Here is a 22,351-nt window from a genome sequence, read left to right as displayed (position 1 = left end):
TGGAGGCGGTTTCCTGCAGCGAGGCGGCCTGCTGCTCGGTGCGCGACGACAAATCCTCATTGCCCTGGGCGATGGAGCGCGACGCCGGCGTGACCACATCGATGCCCTGCTGTACTCGCTCGGTAGTGTTGTAGAGGCTCTTGCGCATGGTATCTAGCGAGGCAAGCAGGGCACCGATCTCATCGCGGGTCTGTCGTGGTGTCGCCACGGCCAGGTTGCCCGAGGCGATCTGCAGGGTGAAATCTCTCGCACGACGCACCGGCCGAGTAATGGCGCGCATGATCCATACGCTGATGATCAAGAGCAGAACGAAGCCAAGCGCCAGAAAAGCCAACTGGATGACCAGCATCCGCTGCTGACCGAGCTCGGCCTCTTGCGCCATGCTCAGAGCCGCAAGTCGCTGCTGCTCGACCAGGCGATTGACCATCTCTGACAACGCTTCGGAACTGGTCCGCAGAGTGGCCGAGTTGTTGTTCAGCGCCATCATGGCATCGAACGCCTCCGGCCCACCCAGGGCTGCGGCCATCGGCGCCAGGCTATCGGCCAGATAATCGGTAAGCGCCGCATCGAATTCCAACGCTACCGAAGTGCGGTTGACCTCGCGCGCATAGTATTCACCCCACAGCTCCGACAGGCGTACTCTGCTACCTGTCAGCGCTTCGGAAATCTCATGTCGAATATTGAGCAGCGCCATACGCTCTTCACCTGCCAGACGCTGCGGACCATAGGCAATCAGTTGATCCAGCTGTTGCAGTCGTATCACATCCTGCAAGCCATCGCGGTTGAGCTCCGCCAGCCGCTCACCTGCGGCTTGAAGCCCATAGAGCCCTACACCGCCGCTGATGACGAGCAGCAGCAATGCCGAAAACGTCAGCATGGAGAGACGCGCACGGATGCTATGCAGATTGATGGCCGACAACACTCCCAGTGGACCACGCCGTACCACCCGCCCCTGGCGGATGGCGAGTCCGGAGCGTCCGGCACGTATCTTCCCGTAGGCTCGCTCGGCAGCCGCGACAAGGCTCGGTTCCACGGCGGTGCGAACCGAGGTATAGCCCAGGCATTGGTCGCCTTCGACGATCGGCGTGACAGTGGCACGCACCCAGTAGTGGTCGCCGTTCTTGCGCCGATTCTTGACCAGCCCCTGCCAGGCATCGCCTCGCTTTAGCGCTTGCCACAGATCGGCAAACGCCTCGGGCGGCATGTCCGGGTGACGGATGATATTGTGATTCGCTCCGATCAGCTCAGCGTGCGCGAAGCCGCTGACCTCCACGAAGGCGGCGTTGGCGTAGGTAATCCGTCCTTCGAGATCGGTTCGAGTGATCAACAGATGCTGATCGCTCAACTTGTATTCCCGCTGCGTGACCGGCTGATTGTTGCGCATTTTAATTATCCTTCGACCGCATCGTCTTCATCAGGGTGCGGAGCGCCAGCGTGTGCGTGTCTCCACTTGCTCAGCGGTTGAACCTCAGAAAGAGGCCCACTGCTCTTCTTCTTTTACCTTGCTTGTGGATCTAGCCGTTGAAGCTTCACTACCGCGACGCTTGACCGGCAGAGGGTCGTGCTCCGGCGGAGCGGTCAACGTTTTGCCAGCACCCGCTCGTGAAGTGCGATCATGCACCGACGCACCGGCTTGACCTGCCAATCGGAAGCGCAGTACCGCCTCGCGAAGCCGTGCCGCCTCGGCTTCAAGCTGCGTGGCCGCCGTGGCCGCTTGTTGCACCAGCGTGGTGTTTTGCTGGGTGACCTGATCCATCTGGGTCACTGCCTGGTTGACCTGGCCGATACCGTTGCTCTGCTCGAGCGACGCCGAGGCGATCTCGTCCATGATGTCGCTCACCCGCTGCACCGCGGCGACGATCTCGCTCATGGTCTGGCCCGCCTTGTCTACCCGGGCCGTGCCGACATCCACTTTTTCGAGCGACGTGGCGATCAAGGCACGAATTTCGCCAGCCGCCGAGGCACTGCGCCCTGCCAGACTGCGCACTTCCTGGGCCACCACGGCAAAGCCGCGTCCGTGTTCCCCGGCCCGTGCCGCCTCGACCGAGGCGTTGAGAGCGAGAATGTTGGTCTGGAAAGCGATGGTGTCGATGACGCCGATGATGTCCGACATCTTGTGTGAGCTTTCGCTGATGTCGTGCATGGTCGAGACGACCTCGCCTACCACCTCCCCGCCCTGGGCGGCAGTACGCGACGCGTCGGCAGCCAGTTGGCTCGCCTGACGTGCGTTGTCGGCATTCTGCTCCACCGTTGCCGCAAGCTCCTCCATGCTCGAAGCGGTTTCTGCCAGCGATGCCGCCTGCTGCTCGGTACGTGACGACAGCTCGACGTTGCCCTCGGCAATGCCCTGGGCGCCGACGTAAATACCCTCACTGCTGCTGCGCACCGTGCCGACGGTTTCGGAAAGTCCGTCCTGCATATGCCTGAGCGAAATGAAGAGACGGCCGATCTCGTTGTTGCCGCGGTTTTCCACCGGCTGGGAGAGGTCGCCCCTCGCTAGCCCTTCGAAATACCCGACCAGACGTGCAAGTGGCTTCAGCACGTTGACGCTGATGCCCCACACCACCACCACCATGACGGCAAGAGAGCCGGCAAGAACGGCAACGATGGCCAAGCGCATCAGGTCGGCAGTTGCCGTGAATGACGCCTGATAAGCCGCTCCCGACTCCCCGGCGTGGGGGGCCATGGCCGCTACAGCGGCACTGCTATGCTGCAAGGCGTAGAGCCCGAGACCGCTCAATACGACAATCATCCCGCCGAAAAAGAGCAGCACCAGAAACCAACTGGCCCTGACCGTCAGGTTGTCGAGTAACTTCACGTCCATTCCCCATGGCAATAAACCGCATGCAAGCCGTCATCAAACGAGATATCGGCCTTGATATCAGAAACTTGACGCCCTCATTCTGCGACGCTTTCGACCAGCTCCATCTCATCACTAGTGAGCAGCTTGTCGATGTCGACGATCACCAGCATGCGATCGTCGAGGCTGCCCAAGCCGCTGAGGAAATCCGACGACAGGGTGACGCCGAACTCAGGCGCCGGCTTGATCTGCTCCGGCGAAAGCGTCATCACATCGGAGACGCCGTCGACGACGATACCGACGACCCGATCTTCGACATTGACCACGATCACCACGGTCTGACCGCCGTACTCCACCTTGTCCAGGTGGAACTTGATGCGCAGGTCGACGATGGGCACGATGACACCGCGAAGGTTGGTCACCCCCTTGATGAAGTCCGGGGCGTTGGCAATGCGGGTCACGTTTTCGTAACCGCGTATTTCCTGCACCTTGAGAATATCGACTGCGTACTCTTCTTCGCCCAGCGAGAACACCAGGAATTCACGGTTATGGGCCTCGGCTGCGGCCAGTGTTGCTTCTTTCATCTGGTTCATGTTCAGGTCTCCAGCTCTTCGTTGATAAGGGCTTCGAGTGCCGGTTTGCGCTCAGGCCGGCGCTTTTCCTTCTTTTCCCGGCTTAGCCGGTGCAAACCGGTGATGTCGAGAATCAGCGCGACACTACCATCACCCAGGATGGTGGCGGCGGAAACGCCCGGCACCTTGCGGTAATTGGTTTCAAGGTTCTTGACCACCACCTGCTGCTGGCCAACCAGGTCATCCACCAGCAGCGCGTAGCGACGCCCCTCACCCTGGACGATCACCGCGATGGTCTCGGTGAGCTCGGTCTTGGCCTTCGGCACATCGAGTGCTTCGTGCACTGCCACCACCGGCAAGTACTCATCACGCACCTTGAGCACTACGTCGTCGCCGGCCATGGCGTAGAGATCCTCCCGGGATGGCTGCAGCGACTCGAGCACGGCGGAGAGCGGCAAGATGAACATCTCCTTGCCGACCTTGATCGACATGCCGTCGAGGATCGCCAGCGTCAGCGGCAGAACGATACGGATCGTGGTCCCCTCATTGGGGCGAGACATGATCTGCACATGGCCACCCATCCCCTGGATGTTACGCTTGACCACATCCATGCCCACGCCGCGACCGGACACGTCCGTGACCTCCTTGGCGGTGGAGAAGCCCGGAGCGAAGATGAGCTGCCAAACCTCGTCATCGCTCATGGAATCGGAGACGGGCAACCCGTTCTCTTTCGCCTTGCTCAGCAATCTATCGCGATTGAGGCCGGCCCCATCGTCGATCACTTCGATGATGATGTTACCGCCCTGGTGCTTGGCCGATAGCACCAGCTTGCCGCTGCGGGGCTTGCCGGCGGCCTCGCGCACATCAGGCGGCTCGATGCCATGATCGAGGCTGTTACGCACCAGATGTGTCAGCGGATCGATGATGCGTTCGGTGAGGCTCTTGTCGAGTTCGGTGGACTCACCCTCGGTGACCAGTTCGATCTCCTTACCGAGCTTGCTGGCGGTCTCACGCACCACTCGGGGGAAGCGGCTGAAGACGAAGTCCATCGGGATCATGCGGATCGACATGACCGATTCCTGGAGATCCCGAGCGTTGCGCTGCAGCAGGCTCATGCCGTTTTGCAGGGCGCTATTGGCAACGTTGTCCATCTCACTGACGGTCTGATCGAGCATCGACTGGGTAATGATCAATTCACCCACCAGGTTGATGATCTGATCGACCTTGTCGACCGATACCCGGATAGAGGTCGACTCACTCCCTCCCTTGGCCTTGGTCTTCGCAGCGCCCTGAGCCTTGGCGCCCTTGGAAGGGGCAGCAGCAGGCGTGGCAGGAGCGGGGGTAACGGCCTGGAGCGTTGCCGCCTGTGGCGCGGCTTCGACGGCAGGCGCCCGATCCTCAGCCTCGGGCGCTGCCCCGCCCTCGACGGTGCGTATTTTGATCTGGTCGGTATCGATGATGAAACACATCACCGCTTCGATGTCGTCGTTTCCTACAGTCGTAGCGAGGGTGACCTCATAACACGCCTCATCGCCCCCATGACCGATCACCTCTCCCAACTGGCCAAGCTCTTCGACCAGCAGCAGGCGATCCTTCTCGCCGACATTGAGCAGCGACACGATACGCTGGCCGGCAGCCGCCGAATCCGATGCCGCCGAGGTGGGCTCCGGTTTGGGCTCTTGCTTGGGAGCCGCTGCCGGCGGTGCACCATTCTCCAGGTCCTGGCCGATCTCCTCCAGCGCCAGCTGCTGTAAAACTCGGCAGATGCGCTCGAAGGCCTCTTGATCGGGCTCGTCGCCGTTACGATAGGCGTCTAGCTGATCGCTGAGCATGTCCTTGGTTTCCAGAAAGGTATCGACAATATCGCGGCGCAGCTTGAGCTCGCCCTTGCGGGTATGATCGAGCAGGTTCTCGAACAAGTGCGTCGTTCGCTGCAAAGCCTCGAAGCCGAACGTCCCCGCACCGCCCTTGATCGAATGCGCTGCGCGAAAAATGGCGTTGAGCTGCTCGTTATCCGGCTCATCCACATCGAGCTCCAGGAGGAAGCGCTCCATGTCGGCCAGCAGCTCTTCGGCTTCCTCGAAGAAAGTGTCATAGAAATCCGTGATATCCATGCGCCTCACCACCTGGTGTCAAATTTGTCTTGCTGTCGCCGTTCCGTCCCTTATTCGGGATTCAGAGTGCGGCGCAGCCCTTCAGTAAACTGTTGTACGGGAGCCAGATCGACCTCGCTCTCCAGTCGCGTACTCATCGGACTCGGCACGCCAGGGCCGTTGAGTACGCTCGGCCGACGAATGTATTCGGCCACTTCCGGCAGCAGCACCAGCAGCTCGATGCGCCGGTTGTCGGCATCGAACGGGTCGGTATCAGGTAGCATGACGCGGTCGGCGAAGCCGGAGACACGCAACAGCTTGTCGGAGTCCAGCCCGCCGATCACGAGCTCGCGACGGGAAGCATTGGCACGGTCGCTGGAAAGCTCCCAGTTGCTATAGCCACGATATCCACCTGCGTAAGGACGACTATCCGTATGGCCGCTTATGCTGAGGTAGTTGGGCAGATCGTTGAGCAGCGGTGCTATGGTTCTCAGCAGACTGCGCATGTACGGCTCGACACGATCGCTACCGATATCGAACATCGGCCTGAGTTCATGGTCGAGAAGCTGAATGCGCAGCCCCTCCGGGGTCAGGTCGAAGCGCATCTGCTGGCGCAGCTCACGCAGCTCGGGATCGGCGTCGATTGCCGCTTCGATGCGCCGCTGAAGATCCATGAAGAAGCGTCGCTGCTGCTCGCTGGGTCGGCTGAACTCACGCGTGTCGATACGTGCCCGCTCCCCATCGCTGTGAGCCGGATCCGGCCCGCCGCCGGGTATGACGCGGGTACTGCCAGAGCGATCTCCCCCTGTGACAGCGCTGGTCAATGGCGTGCTGAAGTAGTCCGCAACACCCTGACGCTGCTCTTCACTAGCCACCGACAGGATCCACATCACCAGGAAAAGGGCCATCAATGCCGTCATGAAGTCGGCAAGCGCGATCTTCCAGCTGCCACCGTGGTGGGCGTGGACGACTTTCTTGCGCCGTATGATGATCGGGCGCTTGTCTCCTCCCGCACTCATTCCGCTGCCGCACCCGACTTGGCATTGCGCACATACTCTTCGAGCTCGGTGAAGCCCGGGCGCTCAGCCGTGTGCAACGCTTTACGTCCAAATTCGACGGCTAGCTGCGGTGCATAACCGTGAAGACTGGCCAGCAGCGTTATACGAATACACTGCAGCATTTTCTCGGCTTCCTTGATCTGGCGCTCGATGCTGCTGGCCACCGGATTGATGAAGCCATAGCCCATCAGTATTCCAAGGAAGGTACCTACCAGAGCGTGGGCGATCATCTCCCCCATTTGCTCGGGGCCTGCATCGGCGTAGGTCAATGCCTTCACCACGCCCATTACCGCGGCGACGATTCCGAAGGCCGGCATGGCATCACCCACCTTGGCAATGGCATCCGCCGGGATGTGCGCTTCCTGCTCGAAGGTTTCGATCTCATGGAGCATCAATTCGTCGATTTCCATCGGGTCCATGCCACCGGCAACCATCAGGCGCAGATAATCGGTCATGAAATTCATGATCATCGGATCGGCGAGCACCATGGGGTGCTCCTGGAACAGTGCGCTCTCCTGGGGGCTATCGATATCACGTTCGATACCGAGCATCCCCTCGCGCCGAATCTTGGAAAGCAGTTTGAACTGCACGGCCAGCAGTTCCATATACATGGCCTTGTTGTACTTCTTCGTGCGCTTGAGCTTGGGAATGATCTTGAATGTGGCCTTGATCGCCTTGCCATTGTTAGCGGCGATGAAGGCCCCCACCCCTGCACCGCCGATCATCAGCAGCTCCGTGGGCTGGTAAAGCGGACCCAGGAAGCCTCCCGCCAGCACGAAGCCGCCGAAGACACACAGTAGGACTACGATGTAACCGAGCAGAATCAGCACAGCCGATACCTTTTATTGGATGCGAGTCGTCGTTACCCAATGTATCGGCCTGACGCAGAAACACTTGAGGCCTTGCAGACAAAAAAGAGAGGAATCAGGCTGGATAGCATGACGCCGCCCCGGATGGAGCGGCGTCCAAGGTCGAGCGAATAGGCGCTCAGCCTTCAGCAAGCAAGGCAGCGTAATCAGCCGGCCCGCTGAACGAGCGCAGCTTGCTCGATCGACTCGGCATCTTCCTGCTCGCGGCGCTTGCGCGTCTTGCCGGCCCGAGAAGGCGGCATGCAGATACCACAGACGTAATCGTGGTCCGGCGTATGCGCGTGCGCGACGAAATGGCCACTGCAGTGAGTGCAAGTGGACAGTTGCAGCAGGTCGCTCTCGAAGAAGCGCACCAGGGTCCAGGCACGGGTCAGGGCCAGCACCGGCTCCGCCTGATCGATACCGACCTGCTCGTTGTAGAGGCGATAGGCGGTAACGAAGGCTTGCATCCTCTCACAGCGCTGCTGTTCCAGCAGGTTGCGGTAGATGTTGTAGAACAGCGAGGCATGCACGTTGGGCAGCCAGGTAATGAACCAGTCGGTCGAAAAAGGCAGCATCCCCTTGGGCGGTGACATGCCGCGCACTTCCTTGAACAGCCGGATCAAACGTGCACGGCTGAGGTCGGTCTCGGTTTCGAGCACCTGAAGGCGTGCACCCAGCTCGATCAGTTCGATGGCGAGCTGAACCTGCTGCATTTCTTCGACGAGGCTTTTATTCGACATTCTCACACCCCCCGTGACATGGAAGCCGTTCCACGCCCTGCCATAAGCAGAGAAGCGTGAAACTGAGACAATCCATTGTCACGGGGGTTGTTGACTACTTGCTTCAGCTGCTCGGCGCCATCGAAACCGAAATGACAGAGCAATTGGTTGGTACGCGCCAGGCGCGTCAGCTGCGCAGCACCAAGCGACAGCAGCAGGTCGGCGGTTTCGGTATCGATTTTCAATCGAAACATGGCCGCCGCGCGATCGTCATTGAGCAATCGCTGCGCCAGAAGCAGATAGGCGAGGTTCAACTCCTGGATTTCATCCAGGTGATTCGTATTCTTCATCGGTTTCCCTGCACGCGGTTGAGTCGCGTGTCCTTATATTCTTATCACTTGCTGTGTCAGAACTCAGACCATTAGGCTTGCACTAATTTTGCCGCTGGGCCTGATGGACCACGAGTCCTGTTAAGGACGCTGCTTGTTACAGGTGCATTGTGACCACTGTTCGGCAACCTGCCAACCACCCTTTCAACGGTAGCCTTTTCAGGAAAAAAGCTTAGATCGCTAAGCCTCAAGAACTAGTTTGTTAACGCTTTGTGTAGTAAAGCAAAAAATGTGTCACAGAGGCCTTGACAAGAAGTAACCACTAATACATTAGTTACAAAAAATTACAAAAAAAGGCGTTTAACGCCCTTCCTGCCCACTTGTTTCGGCCAACTCATACACCCAGACGAGCAGCTCGGCGATGACCTGGTAAAGCATTGGGGGTATGCGCTCGTCGAGATCCAATCCCATCAGCAGCGCCACCAGCTCCGGCGCATCGTGAACGTAAATGCCCTGTCGCTTGGCCTCGGCCAGAATACGTTCGGCCATGTCGCCATAACCCTTGGCCAAAATACGAGGCGCATCGTCACCATCTCGGTAAGCCAGGGCTATCGCCTGTCGTCGGCGCTCGGGCTTGGGGTCAGTCATGGGTTGCTCCCGGATCCTCTTGCTCCCACCGGCGGGCATCGATCAGCACTGTCGATAGACCCGCCGCACGCAGCCGACGCTCGAGTTCAGGCACGCCGGCCTGTAGCAAATCGAGAGACGCTTCGTCTCTGCTCAGTAACTGCAGCCTTACGTGCTGCTCCTGGAGCCACATGCCGACACGGATTTCACCCAAACTGGGCACACTAAGCTGCATCTCGGAATGCCAAGCTTCCTGTTGCGCTCCGTCATCTGGTTGTGAAGAATCCTCACCCTCGCGCCTGGCACCGGCAGGGAGCTGAATCATCAAGGCCATGAAGATGCCTGACCAAACGTCCCCTTCCCAGCGCAGAATGGGCGACACCAGCATTTCGAGCTGATGGCGAACCACCCCCTGAAGACTTTCATGTACCGGATCGCCGCCCGCAGCGCGGGCACGCAACGATGCATCCAGGCCCTCTCGCATGGCCCCTTCCGAACCTTCACGAGCCGCAGGAAAGGCTGTTTCTCGCCCCTGCCCTGAAGCCACGGACTGCATGTCGCCCGCAGGACGATCGCCGCGAGACGCGGCGGGATACAAGGATTCCGTGGCACTATAAGATTGCGCCGCCTGGGCCGCCGGCCCCTGGCCGGTCGGCATGGGTCCGGTAAATGCAGGTGGCTGCCCGACCATGGCCTGCGCTGCCTGGCCCAGACTTTGCGCGCCGTGTGGCATGGCAGGCGAGCCGCTCGCTGAAGGTGCCCCCCCCTGCGCCATCGGCGCCGGTGAGAAACGCAGCGTGCGCATCATTTGTGGCTCACGCTCCAACTGCTGGCGGCTCACATCACCTCGATACCAACGAGATAGATGCGACTCGTAAAAAAGACCGCTGTCGCGTATGCCGGTCTGCAGCCTGTCGGCCAGAGTCGAGACGCTGGTCGCCTCGCCCGAAGCCATCAACGGAGCTGACGTACTCAGTACCGAAGGGGGGGCGGGGAAACGCATCAGCAAGTCGGCAATGGTTCGAGCTGAAGGACTGAAATGAGTCTGAGTCGAAGCGGGAGGGGGCGTTCCATCGCCACGCGCTACCTGGCCCTCCCCTCGCTGCGATGGGGTCGTGGTGCCGGGAAGCGGCGTAACGGCAGGACGACGGCCATCCAGTCGGGAATCGCTATGCAGGGCCCTCGGGCCCTCGCCCGGATCGACCGGCCGCACAGGCTCGGTCAGATCGCGAGGCGGCGCCGTATCGACACGTTTGCCCAGCACCTGGTGCAGCAGTGTATCCAATAGCGGCGTAATGCCACTCACGGCGTACCCGGACCGAACTTGTCGCCGGCATCGACAATGGCTGCCGCCTGCTTGCCATAGCTGCGGTGAAGCTCGCGCTGACGACGGCTGGTGCCCATCAGCTGACCGAGCTCGCTCCGCCGCACCAGCAAGTGCTCGCGAATGGTCAGATCATCGGCGAGTATCGCCTCCAGCAGTTCGGCTTTGCGCTGAATACCGTCGTGATCGAGCTCGGTAACTTTATCCAGCTGCCTCAGGCGATCCGCGAGCTGGAGGTAATCGGACTGCCGCTCGATCAGCGCATCCCACTCGCCGGCCTTGGCCAGCTCAAGCATGATGGCAACCTGCTGCCGAAGCTGAGCATAGCCGTCGAGAACGGCACTTGTGGTCGTCATTGCCATTCAACCTTGCGCTCCCGCGCTGCCAATTTCACGCCATGCCGAGGCAATGTCGTCCAACAGGCTTTCGGCCTGATCGAGACTCTCCTGGTCGTTGTGCAGGTTGGCTGCCAGTAGAAGCCTTCCGATGTAGTCGTAGAGCGAGCCGAGCCGGTCGGCGATCTCACCGCCTTTCTCACGATCGAGAGCCGCGAGCAACCCATTGTTGACGATATCCAGGGCTTTGGAGATAGCCTTGCCTTTTTCTGCGATGTTGCCGGCCTGCATGTGGATGCGTGCTGCACGAATCGAACCTTGGGCGCCATCGAACAGCATCACGATGAGCTGGTGAGGCGATGCCGCCATCACACCACTCTCCACTCCTACCCGTGCATAGGCCCCGGCGCCACGGCCGTAAGCGGATGCTCCTCGCATAACAGTCATGGCGAATCTCCTAATGGTGGCATGACCTTCGCTCCTGTGGCATCACATCGGTATCACCGACTACGCCTTATCTCTTGCGCCCAAGCTGGGCATTCATGATATCGAACTGCTGGAAAAGGTAGTCACTCACCTGGTTCATGCTGGCGATCATGGCATCGAGCTGACCGAACTGAACGCGGTAGCGCTGCATGGTCTGATCGATATTGCGCTCCATGCGCTCGAAGCGATCCTTGAGGCCGGTGATACGGCTCTCCAGGCCACGCTTGGCGTTGTCCAGCAACCCGCGCTCACGCAGTACCTGATCAAGGGTCCCGTTCAACTTTCCGGCCAGACCGCCCTCCTTGCTGCTACCGGCAAAGAAATTGGCCAGCGCCTGGGGCTCGTTGGCAACGATGTCGCTCATCTTCTCCTCATCCAGCTTGAGCGTACCGTCACGCTGCAAAGTGATGCCGATATCCGACAGCATGCGAAACTCACCCTCGCCCACCCCACCGCTCAATACGCTGCGCAGGCGTGTCTCGACGGTGCGCAGAGCGCTATCGCCCAGCAGTTCGCCGGCGGCTCCGGTATCGGCATTGAAACTGGTCAGCTCACTGATGTTCTTGCGCAGGTCGTTATAGGCCTTGACGAATCCACCCACGGCCTCGCGAATGGCCAGGGTATTGCGCTCTACCACCACCGTGACGCTCTTGTCTGCGACCGTCACTTCTTCCAGGTCCAGGGTGACGCCCTGAATGGCGCCTTCCACCTGATTGGTCTGGCTGGTGATCGCTATGCCGTTGACGGTGAGTGAGGCATTTTCCGCCGCCACCATGACGTTGGCATTCGTCCCGAAGTGCGCTTCGAGGCCCCCTGTGAACTCAGCCGTCACCGCCGACTCGGTTCCGGTCTTGTTGGAGGTGATTACCAGGCGATGCGGCGTACCGGAGCCGTCATTGACGATGGTGGCGGTAACGCCCGACTTGCTGTCATTGATCGCCTTGCGAACGTCTTCCAACGAGCTTTTGGCGGGATCAATTGCGATATTCTTCGTCTGACCATTGCCCAGCGTCAGGCTGATACCACCGCCCCCCAGTTGGGTCGTACGGCTAGCCACGCCGTTGGCGGCAACGCTCTGCGCGGTGGCGAGCTCATTGACCTTGACCGTATAGCGACCTGGGGGCGCATCGGACTTGGCCGCCGCCTTGACACCGCTGCCGTTCACGTTGCTCGAAACGTTCTGAAAGAACTTCGGATCGTTGAGCTTGGCGGATGCTTCCTGCAGCTTGGTCAATGAGCTTTGCAGCTTGCCATAAGCCGAAATTTTGGCCTGGTGGCTCTTCTGCTGCAGCTGAATGGGCTCGAGCTTCTTTCGCTCGGCCGCATTGAGCTGATCGATCAGGCCATTGAGATCGAGGCCGGAACCGATGCCAAGTGAGCTTATCGTCGCCATGACGCTTCCTTTTTCATGCAGCTATTCTGGCAGGCTTTGCGCCAAGGGTTCCGGTGAAAAGCCCGCGACCTAGGGGTTATTTCGTTCTATCGGCCGAAAGCGAGACAACTTGAGCGTAGCGTCTACGTGGAAACCGGCACCTCTTCCGACATCTCTCCCAAGCGCGATACGACGTCACCGCGCAACAGCTCACCCGCTGCCTCTCCGGGGGGGCCAACCTCTTCGGCCACCTGAACCTGGAATGGCTTTCCTTGCTGATCGAGGCGCTGAATCCAGCCCAGCGCTCCACCGGAGAAGCGCACCAGCGACCCCACCGGGCGTAAACCGAAACGCTGAACATAGCGCTTGACCCAGCGCGGATCGAACTGCTGGGGGGAAGTGAGCAGATGCCGGTAGGCGGCATCGATGCGCCAGGCGGGGCGATCGGCTCGGTCTCGACGCATCGCCTCGACCACATCGACCACCGCGCTCATGCGAGCGAGCTCGGGTAGCACATCGCTAGTCGCTCCCGCGGGATAACCGCTGCCATCCAGACGTTCGTTGGTACAGGCGAGGACGGCATGCATGACGCTTTCGGAAAGCCATTGGCAACGCGTCATCCGCTGAAGCAGCAGGTCGACATGCTGTTGAAGGCTTGCATGCTCCTGAGGCCCGAACGACGCCCGGGCAAGCAGCCCGGAAGGCAGTAGCCCTTTGCCGAGATCATGAATCATGGCGGTTGCCGCCAGGGCCTTGCGTACGTCTCGCGGCACCGAACTACTATTTGCCAGAGCCAGCATCTGAACGGCGACACTCAGCCCATGGCGCACCAGCAGCGGCTCCTGGCCCAGGCAGCGCGTGGCGAAGAGCAGCGCTTCGATATCCTCTTCGGCCAGTTGGAGCAGCATATCGGCATGGCGGGAGAGCTGTACCGGGTCGATATCATCGCCCTGCTGCAGTTCCAGCAGTTGAGCATCGAGATACCCTGCTACACGCGCCAGGCGTCGCGCCATGGGTGTGGCGTAGTTCAACACGTTCCGCCGCCCCACCGGTGAAGCACTACCGGCCGACTGGCTCTGGAAGAGCATGGAGGGGAGCCGGCCCACATCGGCCTCGTCGCCATAACGTGACGATTCGCGCTCGATCTCGCGCACGAAGAACCACAGCTTGCGCTCCTGCTCGGCACTGCAGCGCTCGAAGTGAAAACCGACACGCAAGGTTTGGCGGTCACTGTCCGCCACCTTGTGGCGCGGAGCCGCCTCTACCGAGAACCGGGTGCCATTGGGAAAGCAGAACTCGACTTCGACCAGCACCACTTCGGCAAGCAGCGTTGCCGCAGAAGAGGGAAGCTCCAGCTGGCAGCCCTGCTGGGAGAGATCCTTCAGGTCGCCCTGCACGCTGGCATCGTTATCGCCCTCGGTGCCGCGCACGATAGCGCCCACTTCCATGCCCAGCCGCAAGCGGGCACGGAAGGCTTCACGTCGCTGCAGCTCTTCAAGGTAATGGGGGTAGTCGCACTGGCACTGCACTCGCCCATTGACCGTATCGATTTCGGCGGTCTTGAGTACCGGCGTACGGACCATCTTGCCGTGCACCTGCCCCAACAGCCGAAAACCGATACCCCGCTTCAATTCACCGACAATCTCGCGAACGGCAGTGATGTCGAGAAGCATCGATTCCGACACGGACTGCTCCATCACCACTACCGGTATGGGCGTGCTGTCGGGCTTGTCGAGCAGCAATGACGCCCCGCCAGGCTGAATCAGTTGCTCCAGCAACGCCTCGATTTCGCTGGGACTCCCCACCCGAATGAACTCATCCTGGACCTCCCCCATTCTTGCTTCTCCGCCCCTTGAACTGATTATTAGTCGTTTTGAGTTATTCGCTCTTGCTACAGCGTTCGATCAACCGATAGGAGTGGAACCGAAACCGGTAATCTTGGCTCGTCAAGATACGCCTTAAGCTTGTCGAATGGCATCGGGCGAGCGAAGAAAAACCCTTGGAATACGTCGCAGCCATGGGCTGCCAGGAAGTCCCGCTGCGCCTCTTCTTCGATCCCTTCTGCAACCACGGCAAGACCCAGATGGTGCGCCATGGAAATGATGGCCTGTACGATGGCGCTATCATGGCGGCTACTGGCGATGTCGCGCACGAAGCTGCGGTCGATCTTGATCTTGCCGATAGGCAACTGCTTGAGATAGCTGAGGCTGGAATAGCCGGTACCGAAGTCGTCTATGGAAACTTCCACCCCCATGTCCCTCAGACGATGCAGGGTCTCCACGGCCGCGGCGGAATCGGCCATTAGAATCCCCTCGGTAAGCTCCAGCTCGAGATATTCTGGCGCTAGCCCGGTTTCCAGAAGAGCCTGCTGCAGGCTGGAGAGGAAGTTGGGACGCCGGAACTGCAGCGGTGAAAGGTTGACCGAAACGCGTAGGCAACCGTAGCCCTCAAGCGTCAATCGACACATGTCGCGGCACGCCTGACGCAGCACCCACTCACTAATGGGGCCGATCTGGCCGGTGTCTTCGGCCAATGGGATGAACAAACCGGGAGAGAGGTACCCCTTTACCGGATGCTTCCAGCGCACCAGCGCCTCGACCCCGACGACATCGCCGCTACGGGCATCGAGCAGTGGCTGATAGTGCAGTTCGAAGTTCTCCGCCTCGATTGCCTCCTGCAGATCGTTGCGCAGCGCCATACGGGCGCTTACTTCATCATTGATATCACTGGTGAAGCACTCCCAGGCGTTACGCCCTTTCTGCTTGGCGCGATACATGGCCATATCGGCCTGCTGGATCAGCTCCACCGGGTTCTCCAATTCATCCTGCAAGAAGGCGATACCCACACTGGCGCCGATGTAAAGTTCGTGCTCAGCGACGCGGAAGGGGCGGCGCATGCAAACCAGCAGACGCTCGACCAGGCGGATGGCACTTTCCTCTCGCGCCAGTTCCGGCAGCAGAATGACGAATTCGTCGCTGCCGAACCGCGCCAGCGTATCGCCGGGGTCCAGCTCATCCCCCAGCCGCTGGGCAACCTGGATCAACACCTCGTCGCCCACTTCATGACCCAGGCTGTCGTTGATCGGCTTGAAATCGTCCAGGTCGAGGAACAGCACTGCCAGGACCCGTCCATGTCGCTTGGCCAGCATGACGTCGTGCAGCAGGTGGTCCTCGAACAGGGAGCGATTGGCGAGCCCCGTCAGCGCATCATGGCTGGCGTGGAACGACAGTTTGGCCTCATACGACTTGCGCTCGGAAATATCGTGCTGAACTCCCACGAAGTGCGTTACGACGCCCTCGGTATCCCTCACCGGTGACAGGTGGAGATTGTTCCAGAACGGCGTGCCATCCTTGCGATAATTGCACAGCGTGACGTTGATCTCCCGCTGCTCGGCGAGGGCCTGGTTCATTTGTGCCACCGCTTCGGCATCGGTTTCACTCCCCTGCAGGAAGTTGCAGTTGCGTCCCAACACCTCATCGCGGCTGTAACCGGTAATTCGTTCGAACGACTCGTTCACGTAAATCACCGGCATGCCCTCGGCGCGAGCGTCGGTGATGACGATACCGTTGACGCTGGCCTCTACGCTGCGCTGCAAGATGCGCAGCTCCGTTTCGCGCCGATGCTTTTCGGTCATGTCCTTGGCAATCCCATAGAAGCCGATGACAGTGTCGTTGACGACGATGGGCAGGTTGGTCACGTCAAGATAGGCATTGCGACCGTCTTGGCGGTGAATGGTGGCGGAGTATCGAAAGGCTTGGCCCGGGTCGGCATCGACGTACAGCGATTGAATTTGCGCTCGATCCTCGGGCAAGACCAGTGCCGAGTAGTGAGAGCCGATCAGCTTGTCCATGGCGTAACCCGTCACCTCACTGCAAGCCGTGTTGGCTGAGGTGAAGTAGCCCTGCAGATCGAGAGAGAACACCGCATCGGGATGGTAGGTGAACAGCGAGCGATAGCGCTGCTCATTCTGTCTCAATGCCTCACGGTTACGCTCACGCTCCACCGCCAGCGATACCAGCTCGGCAGCTTCTATCACCCGTCGCCGATCACTCTTGGTGGGCTCGCCAGGCTCGCGATAGTAGATGGCGAAGGTTCCCAGTACCTCCGAGTTGCTGGCGGTCACCGGGAAGGACCAGCACGCCCGAAGGCCGTGCTCGGCGGCGACGTCGTGATAGCCTAGCCAGCGAAGATCATGGGCGATATCCCTACATACCACGAAGTCACGAATGAAAGCCGCACGACCGCAGGCGCCATTTTCAGGGCCGATCGCCACGCCCCGCGCACGTTCGCAAAATGCCGGGGGCAGATTGACGCTGAAGATCCTATCCAGATGCAGGCGCATCTCGTCGCAGAGCATGATCGAGGCGATGCCGCCAGGCACCTGCGCCTCCACGATTCGGCAGATAGCGGCTAAGATCTCTTCAAGCGGCTGATCGCGTGCTATCAGCGTCTGCACACGCTGCTGAGCCCGGAGATGACGCTGAGTTCGCGCCAGAGCCAAGGAGCGCCGACGGCTGAGGTCGGAGATGGCCAGGCTGAAGGCCAGCAAATACGTCATCACCAGCCCAGCCACGGCCACGCCCAGCGGCGTGAATCCCCCGGGACTGGAGGACGCCACAGGCCCCTCACCCTCGACTTGCAGGTTCAAGGTAGCCCCACCGGGGAGCACCAGAAGGCCTCGCTGCAGTAGGGTATGCGTCGGGTCGACTTGCTTATTACTCACCATCAGATGGCCATGCCGCCGAACGGAGAGCGAAAGCGGCGTGACCAATGAGCGAATCTCCTGGTCCAGCAAACGGCCGAGGTCGAGCACGGCCACCAGTCGAGCATCGCCACCTCGTGGGTTGTTCAAGGGAACGGACAACAATGCCAGTTCAGGGCGGGAACCATCCGGAAGCACCCAGCGAGGGTAGCTGCCCCCGACATCCAGCCAGTCCAGCAGCCAATCGTGCTGCTCGAGCCAGTTGAGGAGCTGGAAGTTGGTGCTACGTTCCCGCCCCCAGAGTAAGCGTTCGCTGTCGGCATCCTGCCAATAGAGCGAGACCAGGCTCGGCATATCGCGAAAGGCAGCGTCGGATTCGCTACGACGGAACGAGGCAGGCGGCAGCCCATCGGCCTCGGCCCAGCGCGCCGCCATACGTTGCAGCTGGCGTTGACGGCTGTCCATGATGCGTTCCGCCGTGATCTTGAAATTGGCCAGCAACTCGGCGGCATGCTGTTGTCTGGCGACATAATGCTGCCAAGTGAGTGCATACCAGGCGAGCCCGCTTACCAACACCCCGCCCACCAGTGCTACCGCCACGCTGCGACTCAGAATCGGCGTCACGCCTGGATGTCGCGCCATCAGCACCATGGCCGTACCGGTAAGTACCGCAGGCAGTGCGGTAAAGGGCGTGGCAAAGGCGGTTCCCCAAGGGCTCGAGGGCAGCAGATCGGGCCTCAGCCCGGCAATGATACTCAGCCCACCGACGAGAAATATCCCCGCTCCTCCCAGCCACCAGACCAGACGAGTACGCGAAGAGCCGATACCGGCCATGAAGCAGGTGGATACGATCAGCAGGGCAATGCAGGTCGACGGAGAGAGCATGAATTGTGCCGGCATGAACCCGCCACCCATGAAGGGCAACCATGCCACCACGGGCGCATAGAGCCCAAACGGCAGCAGCACCACCCCACAGAACTGCGCCGTTTTGACTTTTCCAAGCAGCGTGGCCAGCAGGCCGCAGCCCACCAGCAGCATGATCGGCAAACTGACCCAGGCCGGCCGCCACTCCTCCGCCAGCTGCCAACTGGCCAAGCCATTGATGACACCCATGACCAGCAGCAGCAGCGGCACGAGCACCAGCCAGGTATGCAGCGCTACCTGCTGAGAATTGTTGGGCATTGGCCTCTCGCTAGCTAACTTCACTGAAGGGGTTATCGGCAGGAAGCAACGAAACTTGAGGTGGTGGTGGCTACTCGATCTCCGCAGGGTCCCGGGCCGAGACGACTTGATTGCGCCCCTCGCGCTTGGCCCGATAAAGCGCCTCGTCGGCGCGCTTCAGTGCCTTCAGAGGCGGCTCGTCCTGCTGCAGCCGAGTTACGCCGATGCTGGAAGTCACTGCAAGTGGCTGGCCGTCGTGATCGGTAAACTCGCTCTTCTCCACGGCGTAGCGGATCCTCTCGGCAACCTCCATGGCCCTGGCCTGGCCGCTCCCGACCAGCAGAATGACGAACTCCTCGCCACCATAGCGCGCAACGCAGTCATGGCGACGCGTCTGGCGAACCAGCAGATCGGCGAACTGACACAGCACCCTGTCGCCGACCGAGTGGCCATAGCTGTCGTTGATGCGCTTGAAGTGGTCCAGATCGAGCATGAGGAGTGAACAGGGCACATCGCCCAAGCTGTCCTGGCCCACGGCATCCCGCTGCCAAGCCTGCACCTTGGCCAGATGGACTTCGAGCGCGCGGCGATTGAAAAGCCCGGTCAAAGGGTCGTGGGTGGCCTGCCGGTAGAGCCGCAGCAACAGACTGAGCTGGAAATGGTTGGCCGCTAGCGATACCACCAGCAGACTCGCCAGCAGCAGCAGGCTCTCCACACCGGGTCCGCTCAGCCAGCTGCCATCAGTAGATTGCGCGAATGCCTGCAGCGCCAACATGGCAAGGCCTGCCCCCAGCGACTCGAGCAAGGTAAAAGGGAAGACGCTGAGCGCCGCAACGAGCAGGAAGGGAATGAAACCGTAACCGATCAGGTCGTTTACTTGGTCCGCCGGTAGCATGATCAATACGAACAAATAGAACGACGCCGGCAGCGCCAGCAACATGCCGGCACTGAAGCGAATGCGGCGTATCCGTTCGTGGGCGGTATATACCAGCAGCAGCACACCCACCAAACCAACCATCAGCAGGACACGACCAATCAAAGTGTAGCGAAGCAGTTCGGTCGGTAAAGCCAGAGAATCGACGACGATCCATAGCGGCGACAGCAGCGCAAAGATGAGGCCGACCGCAAGGACGCGGCTGCGCAAGTAGCGCGCATGGGCAAAGGAGAAGTCTTTCGAATGGTGCCGATTGCTCAGTGTATCGCGAAGGGCACTCAAGCCGACAAATAGCTCATGCCCCACCTCTGGGGGTTCGGCCAATGCATCCAGACGGCGGTTCTGATAATCGCGAGGTTCTGGCGACTTACTGGCGAACATGGTAGTGCCCCGTGAGGCGGCCGCACGCGCTTGGCCGATGAGCGACGCTTGATAGCGTAAAGGGTTTTGTTATATCAGAACCTGCTCAAGGTAACGAGACGCAAAGGTTTGACATTCGACAAACATCGCGACTTTTCACCGGCATTTCGTGCAACGGCATAGCCATTATCGTTTCAACCTTACGATTGTCTGAAAGCGCCCCTCGACGGAAAAGGAGAGCCGAAAGGTGCCATGCACTCCCTCTCGGGTCACCACACGTCTCAGCGCTTCGGCGGGAAACACCACACGCCGGCCATCCAGGCTATGAGCCAGCACCTGCCCTACCCTACCTTCATAGTGCGCCAGGCAGGCCTCGGCGGAGAGCTCGATCACGACATCGATACTAGGCATGTAACGTTGATACCCCAGACCGGCCAAACGAAGGCATTCTACCTGAACCCAGCAGGCACTGGCGTCAATCCGGCGTCTCCAGCCACACGATGATTGGCGGATTAAACCTCATGAACCGAACACATGGAAGTGCAGTGGGCGCCTGGCTCCCACCGCACGATGTTACTGCTCGTTATCTCCGATCATTACGCCATTGCTTCATCGACCTTGAAGCGCTGTACCAGCCTGGCCAACTCCTGGGCCTGATCGCTCAAGGAGTGACTGGCGGCAGTGGCTTCTTCGACAAGCGCCGCGTTCTGCTGGGTCACCTCATCGAGCTGACTGACCGCCATGTTGATCTGCTCGATACCCGCCGACTGTTCGGTGGCCGCCGTTGCGATCTCGCTGATGAAGCTCGAGACACGCTTGACCCCTTCGGCGATGGTGGCCAGTTGCTGGCTCGCCGTGGTAACCAGACGCTCGCCTTCGTCGACGCTTGCCACGCTGGAATCGACCAGTTGGCGAATCTTGCTGGCCTCGGCCGCACAGCGCCCCGCCAGATTGCGCACCTCGGTGGCCACTACGGCGAAGCCGCGGCCATGCTCACCGGCCCGAGCCGCCTCTACCGAGGCATTCAGCGCCAGCAGATTGGTCTGGAAGGCGATGCCGTCGATGGCCTCGACGATGCTCTCGACGCGCCTATTGGCCTGCTTGATGCTGCCCATGGACTGCGCCGCCTGTTGCCCCACTCCGCTGGCACTGCGCGCCTGCTCGTCGAGTTCGACGGTCAACTCGCGCGCCTGGGTCGACGACTCTGCCGTCTGCCGAACGGTGGCGGTCATCTGCTCGAGGCTAGAAGCCGTTTCGACCAGCGAGGAAGACTGCTCCTCGGTACGGCTGGCCAGGTCCTCATTGCCTTGGGCGATCTCGTTGCTCGCCACGCTGACCGATTCCGCGGTACGGCGGATGTCGCCCATCATTGCCTGCAGTTTCTGCTGCATTTCGTGCATATGGGCCAGCAGGCTGGTGGTATCGCCGGCTTTCACCGGTACCCGCATGGTCAGGTCGCCCTGCACTACGCGACGCACCACCTCAGCGGCACGCTGGGGGTCGCCGCCGAGAGTCTTCACCACCGAGCGCACCACACCCAGGCTCACCAGCACGGCAGCCGAGACGATCACCGCCGTGATAGCGACCAGAATCCAGAAAAGCCGCGACACCTCGGCCAAGGCCTCACGCTCGGGCACCTCCACCACCAGCCCCCAATGCAGCAGCGGCAGGAAGGTATAGCTGCCGATCACTCGCGTGCCGGCAGCATCCGCGTAGCGGCCCACCCCGCTCTCGCCGGCACCGATGGCGGCCGCCGCCTGGGTGGCAAGCTCACGGCTCTCGCCGGCTAGCGCCGCCACCGGCGTGACCGGCATGCCGTCGGCACCCAGCAGGTAGGTATCGGAACTCCCGCCGAGGGACATCTCGGCCATGCGCTCGAACAATACGTCGAGCCGCACCGCGCCACGCACCACGCCTACCACCTCGCCGTTGCCGCCAAACACAGGCGCCACCACGTTGCTCACCTGGTTGCCGGTGGCACGCGATACCAGCGGCTGGGAGAACACCGGCTGGCCCTGAATCGCCTCGCGGAACCAGGCGCGATCCCCCACCTGGAACTCGGCGGCTTCCGCGGCGGACATCACCGTGGCACTGCCATCGAAACTCACCCCGGCCACGCCCACGCCGTCAGTGCCGACGAAGAAGATCGTATCGTAGTAGCCGCTCTGTTCGGCAAGACGCGTCAGCAGGTGCTGGAGCGGCTCGACCTCGACCTGGCGCACGGGATCGAGCCCCGCCACGAAGGCGATCTCATCCTGGCGCGCATCCAGCCACTGCGTGAAAGCGCCGGCCATCATTTCGCCGGTGCCCTGCAACTGGTTCACCGTAGCCTGAGTAAACGACTGTCGGTACTGGGTATAGACCAGCCCCGCCACCAGCATTACCGAGATCAGCACCAGCGAGACGATCATCAAAGTCAGCCGTGTGCTGAAGCCTAGTCGCTCGCGGCCTGGTGGTTGTGAAGCGTATGCCGGCCCGGCCGTTGGCTCGGTTTCGTCATCTGTTGGGTACTGCGTCAGTGTAATGGAATTCATCCCTTGCTCTCCTGCCCTGAGCCATCGGCGTGCCGCACGCTCAGGGCTGTTGTTATCGTTGTCACCGGTTGTGCAGGCAGGGGTCTGCCTGACA

18 protein-coding genes are annotated in these 22,351 nt (G+C 60.8%); all 18 read right to left on the bottom strand.

Going from position 1 to position 22,351, the window contains the following annotated elements:
* A partial coding sequence (locus AC2VNO_RS05695) for a methyl-accepting chemotaxis protein (protein ID WP_486933232.1) occupies nucleotides 1-1,384 on the bottom strand: 1,384 nt, incomplete at its 3' end.
* Nucleotides 1,385-1,468: 84 nt separating this feature from the next.
* Nucleotides 1,469-2,824 carry a methyl-accepting chemotaxis protein gene (locus tag AC2VNO_RS05690; RefSeq protein WP_486933231.1) on the bottom strand — a complete coding sequence of 452 codons (1,356 nt, stop codon included), beginning with the start codon at nucleotides 2,822-2,824 and terminating at the stop codon, nucleotides 1,469-1,471.
* 74 nt (nucleotides 2,825-2,898) lie between these two features.
* Nucleotides 2,899-3,393 (bottom strand): chemotaxis protein CheW, encoded by a 495-nt coding sequence (gene cheW, locus AC2VNO_RS05685; RefSeq protein WP_486933230.1) that lies wholly within the window; start codon nucleotides 3,391-3,393, stop codon nucleotides 2,899-2,901.
* 2 nt (nucleotides 3,394-3,395) lie between these two features.
* A complete protein-coding gene (gene cheA / locus AC2VNO_RS05680; RefSeq protein ID WP_486933229.1) occupies nucleotides 3,396-5,486 on the bottom strand; it encodes a chemotaxis protein CheA in 2,091 nt (696 codons plus the stop codon).
* Between the two features lie 50 nt (nucleotides 5,487-5,536).
* Entirely contained in the window at nucleotides 5,537-6,484 is a 948-nt protein-coding gene (motB, locus tag AC2VNO_RS05675; RefSeq protein WP_486933228.1) for a flagellar motor protein MotB, read from the bottom strand.
* Nucleotides 6,481-7,353 (bottom strand): flagellar motor stator protein MotA, encoded by an 873-nt coding sequence (gene motA / locus AC2VNO_RS05670; protein WP_486933227.1) that lies wholly within the window; start codon nucleotides 7,351-7,353, stop codon nucleotides 6,481-6,483. The genes motB and motA overlap by 4 nt, the downstream gene beginning before the upstream one ends.
* A 185-nt stretch (nucleotides 7,354-7,538) precedes the next feature.
* A complete protein-coding gene (gene flhC / locus AC2VNO_RS05665) occupies nucleotides 7,539-8,114 on the bottom strand; it encodes a flagellar transcriptional regulator FlhC (RefSeq protein ID WP_486933226.1) in 576 nt (191 codons plus the stop codon).
* A gap of 2 nt (nucleotides 8,115-8,116) precedes the next feature.
* The gene (gene flhD / locus AC2VNO_RS05660; protein WP_486933225.1) at nucleotides 8,117-8,443 is read right to left on the bottom strand and encodes a flagellar transcriptional regulator FlhD; all 327 of its coding nucleotides are present in this window, start codon (nucleotides 8,441-8,443) and stop codon (nucleotides 8,117-8,119) included.
* Between the two features lie 339 nt (nucleotides 8,444-8,782).
* A complete protein-coding gene (locus tag AC2VNO_RS05655; RefSeq protein ID WP_486933224.1) occupies nucleotides 8,783-9,070 on the bottom strand; it encodes an EscU/YscU/HrcU family type III secretion system export apparatus switch protein in 288 nt (95 codons plus the stop codon).
* Nucleotides 9,063-10,355: a flagellar hook-length control protein FliK gene (fliK, locus tag AC2VNO_RS05650; RefSeq protein WP_486933223.1), complete on the bottom strand. Its 1,293-nt coding sequence runs from the start codon at nucleotides 10,353-10,355 to the stop codon at nucleotides 9,063-9,065. The genes AC2VNO_RS05655 and fliK overlap by 8 nt, the downstream gene beginning before the upstream one ends.
* Nucleotides 10,352-10,729 carry a flagellar protein FliT gene (locus tag AC2VNO_RS05645; protein WP_486933222.1) on the bottom strand — a complete coding sequence of 126 codons (378 nt, stop codon included), beginning with the start codon at nucleotides 10,727-10,729 and terminating at the stop codon, nucleotides 10,352-10,354. The genes fliK and AC2VNO_RS05645 overlap by 4 nt, the downstream gene beginning before the upstream one ends.
* A gap of 6 nt (nucleotides 10,730-10,735) precedes the next feature.
* Nucleotides 10,736-11,155, bottom strand: coding sequence for a flagellar export chaperone FliS (gene fliS / locus AC2VNO_RS05640; protein ID WP_486933221.1), 420 nt, complete (start codon nucleotides 11,153-11,155; stop codon nucleotides 10,736-10,738).
* A gap of 67 nt (nucleotides 11,156-11,222) precedes the next feature.
* Nucleotides 11,223-12,587 (bottom strand): flagellar filament capping protein FliD, encoded by a 1,365-nt coding sequence (fliD, locus tag AC2VNO_RS05635; protein WP_486933220.1) that lies wholly within the window; start codon nucleotides 12,585-12,587, stop codon nucleotides 11,223-11,225.
* Nucleotides 12,588-12,709: 122 nt separating this feature from the next.
* Nucleotides 12,710-14,401 carry an HD domain-containing phosphohydrolase gene (locus AC2VNO_RS05630; protein ID WP_486933219.1) on the bottom strand — a complete coding sequence of 564 codons (1,692 nt, stop codon included), beginning with the start codon at nucleotides 14,399-14,401 and terminating at the stop codon, nucleotides 12,710-12,712.
* A 56-nt stretch (nucleotides 14,402-14,457) separates the two neighbouring features.
* Nucleotides 14,458-18,450 (bottom strand): bifunctional diguanylate cyclase/phosphodiesterase, encoded by a 3,993-nt coding sequence (locus tag AC2VNO_RS05625; RefSeq protein ID WP_486933218.1) that lies wholly within the window; start codon nucleotides 18,448-18,450, stop codon nucleotides 14,458-14,460.
* Between the two features lie 70 nt (nucleotides 18,451-18,520).
* Nucleotides 18,521-19,744, bottom strand: a complete 1,224-nt coding sequence (locus AC2VNO_RS05620; RefSeq protein ID WP_486933217.1) for a GGDEF domain-containing protein — start codon at nucleotides 19,742-19,744, stop codon at nucleotides 18,521-18,523.
* A gap of 165 nt (nucleotides 19,745-19,909) precedes the next feature.
* On the bottom strand, nucleotides 19,910-20,134 hold the full coding sequence (locus AC2VNO_RS05615) for a DUF2835 domain-containing protein (protein WP_486933216.1): 225 nt from the start codon (nucleotides 20,132-20,134) through the stop codon (nucleotides 19,910-19,912).
* Nucleotides 20,135-20,319: 185 nt separating this feature from the next.
* Nucleotides 20,320-22,257 (bottom strand): methyl-accepting chemotaxis protein, encoded by a 1,938-nt coding sequence (locus tag AC2VNO_RS05610; RefSeq protein WP_486933215.1) that lies wholly within the window; start codon nucleotides 22,255-22,257, stop codon nucleotides 20,320-20,322.
* Nucleotides 22,258-22,351: the final 94 nt, after the last annotated feature.

The sequence above is a fragment of the Halomonas sp. TH-94 genome (assembly GCF_057473365.1).
The sequence above is the reverse complement of the archived record's forward strand: the minus strand, read 5'-3'. Positions and strand labels throughout refer to the sequence as shown.

Bases quoted from the DNA above. Each gene is read 5' to 3' on its own strand.
- cheW (WP_486933230.1), bottom strand. From the start codon at position 3,393: ATGAACCAGATGAAAGAAGCAACACTGGCCGCAGCCGAGGCCCATAAC.
- AC2VNO_RS05630 (WP_486933219.1), bottom strand. From the start codon at position 14,401: ATGGGGGAGGTCCAGGATGAGTTCATTCGGGTGGGGAGTCCCAGCGAA.
- AC2VNO_RS05625 (WP_486933218.1), bottom strand. From the start codon at position 18,450: ATGCCCAACAATTCTCAGCAGGTAGCGCTGCATACCTGGCTGGTGCTC.
- AC2VNO_RS05655 (WP_486933224.1), bottom strand. From the start codon at position 9,070: ATGACTGACCCCAAGCCCGAGCGCCGACGACAGGCGATAGCCCTGGCT.
- AC2VNO_RS05615 (WP_486933216.1), bottom strand. From the start codon at position 20,134: ATGCCTAGTATCGATGTCGTGATCGAGCTCTCCGCCGAGGCCTGCCTG.
- fliS (WP_486933221.1), bottom strand. From the start codon at position 11,155: ATGACTGTTATGCGAGGAGCATCCGCTTACGGCCGTGGCGCCGGGGCC.
- AC2VNO_RS05610 (WP_486933215.1), bottom strand. From the start codon at position 22,257: ATGAATTCCATTACACTGACGCAGTACCCAACAGATGACGAAACCGAG.
- AC2VNO_RS05645 (WP_486933222.1), bottom strand. From the start codon at position 10,729: ATGACGACCACAAGTGCCGTTCTCGACGGCTATGCTCAGCTTCGGCAG.
- motB (WP_486933228.1), bottom strand. From the start codon at position 6,484: ATGAGTGCGGGAGGAGACAAGCGCCCGATCATCATACGGCGCAAGAAA.
- fliD (WP_486933220.1), bottom strand. From the start codon at position 12,587: ATGGCGACGATAAGCTCACTTGGCATCGGTTCCGGCCTCGATCTCAAT.
- AC2VNO_RS05690 (WP_486933231.1), bottom strand. From the start codon at position 2,824: ATGGACGTGAAGTTACTCGACAACCTGACGGTCAGGGCCAGTTGGTTT.
- flhC (WP_486933226.1), bottom strand. From the start codon at position 8,114: ATGTCGAATAAAAGCCTCGTCGAAGAAATGCAGCAGGTTCAGCTCGCC.
- AC2VNO_RS05620 (WP_486933217.1), bottom strand. From the start codon at position 19,744: ATGTTCGCCAGTAAGTCGCCAGAACCTCGCGATTATCAGAACCGCCGT.
- cheA (WP_486933229.1), bottom strand. From the start codon at position 5,486: ATGGATATCACGGATTTCTATGACACTTTCTTCGAGGAAGCCGAAGAG.
- flhD (WP_486933225.1), bottom strand. From the start codon at position 8,443: ATGAAGAATACGAATCACCTGGATGAAATCCAGGAGTTGAACCTCGCC.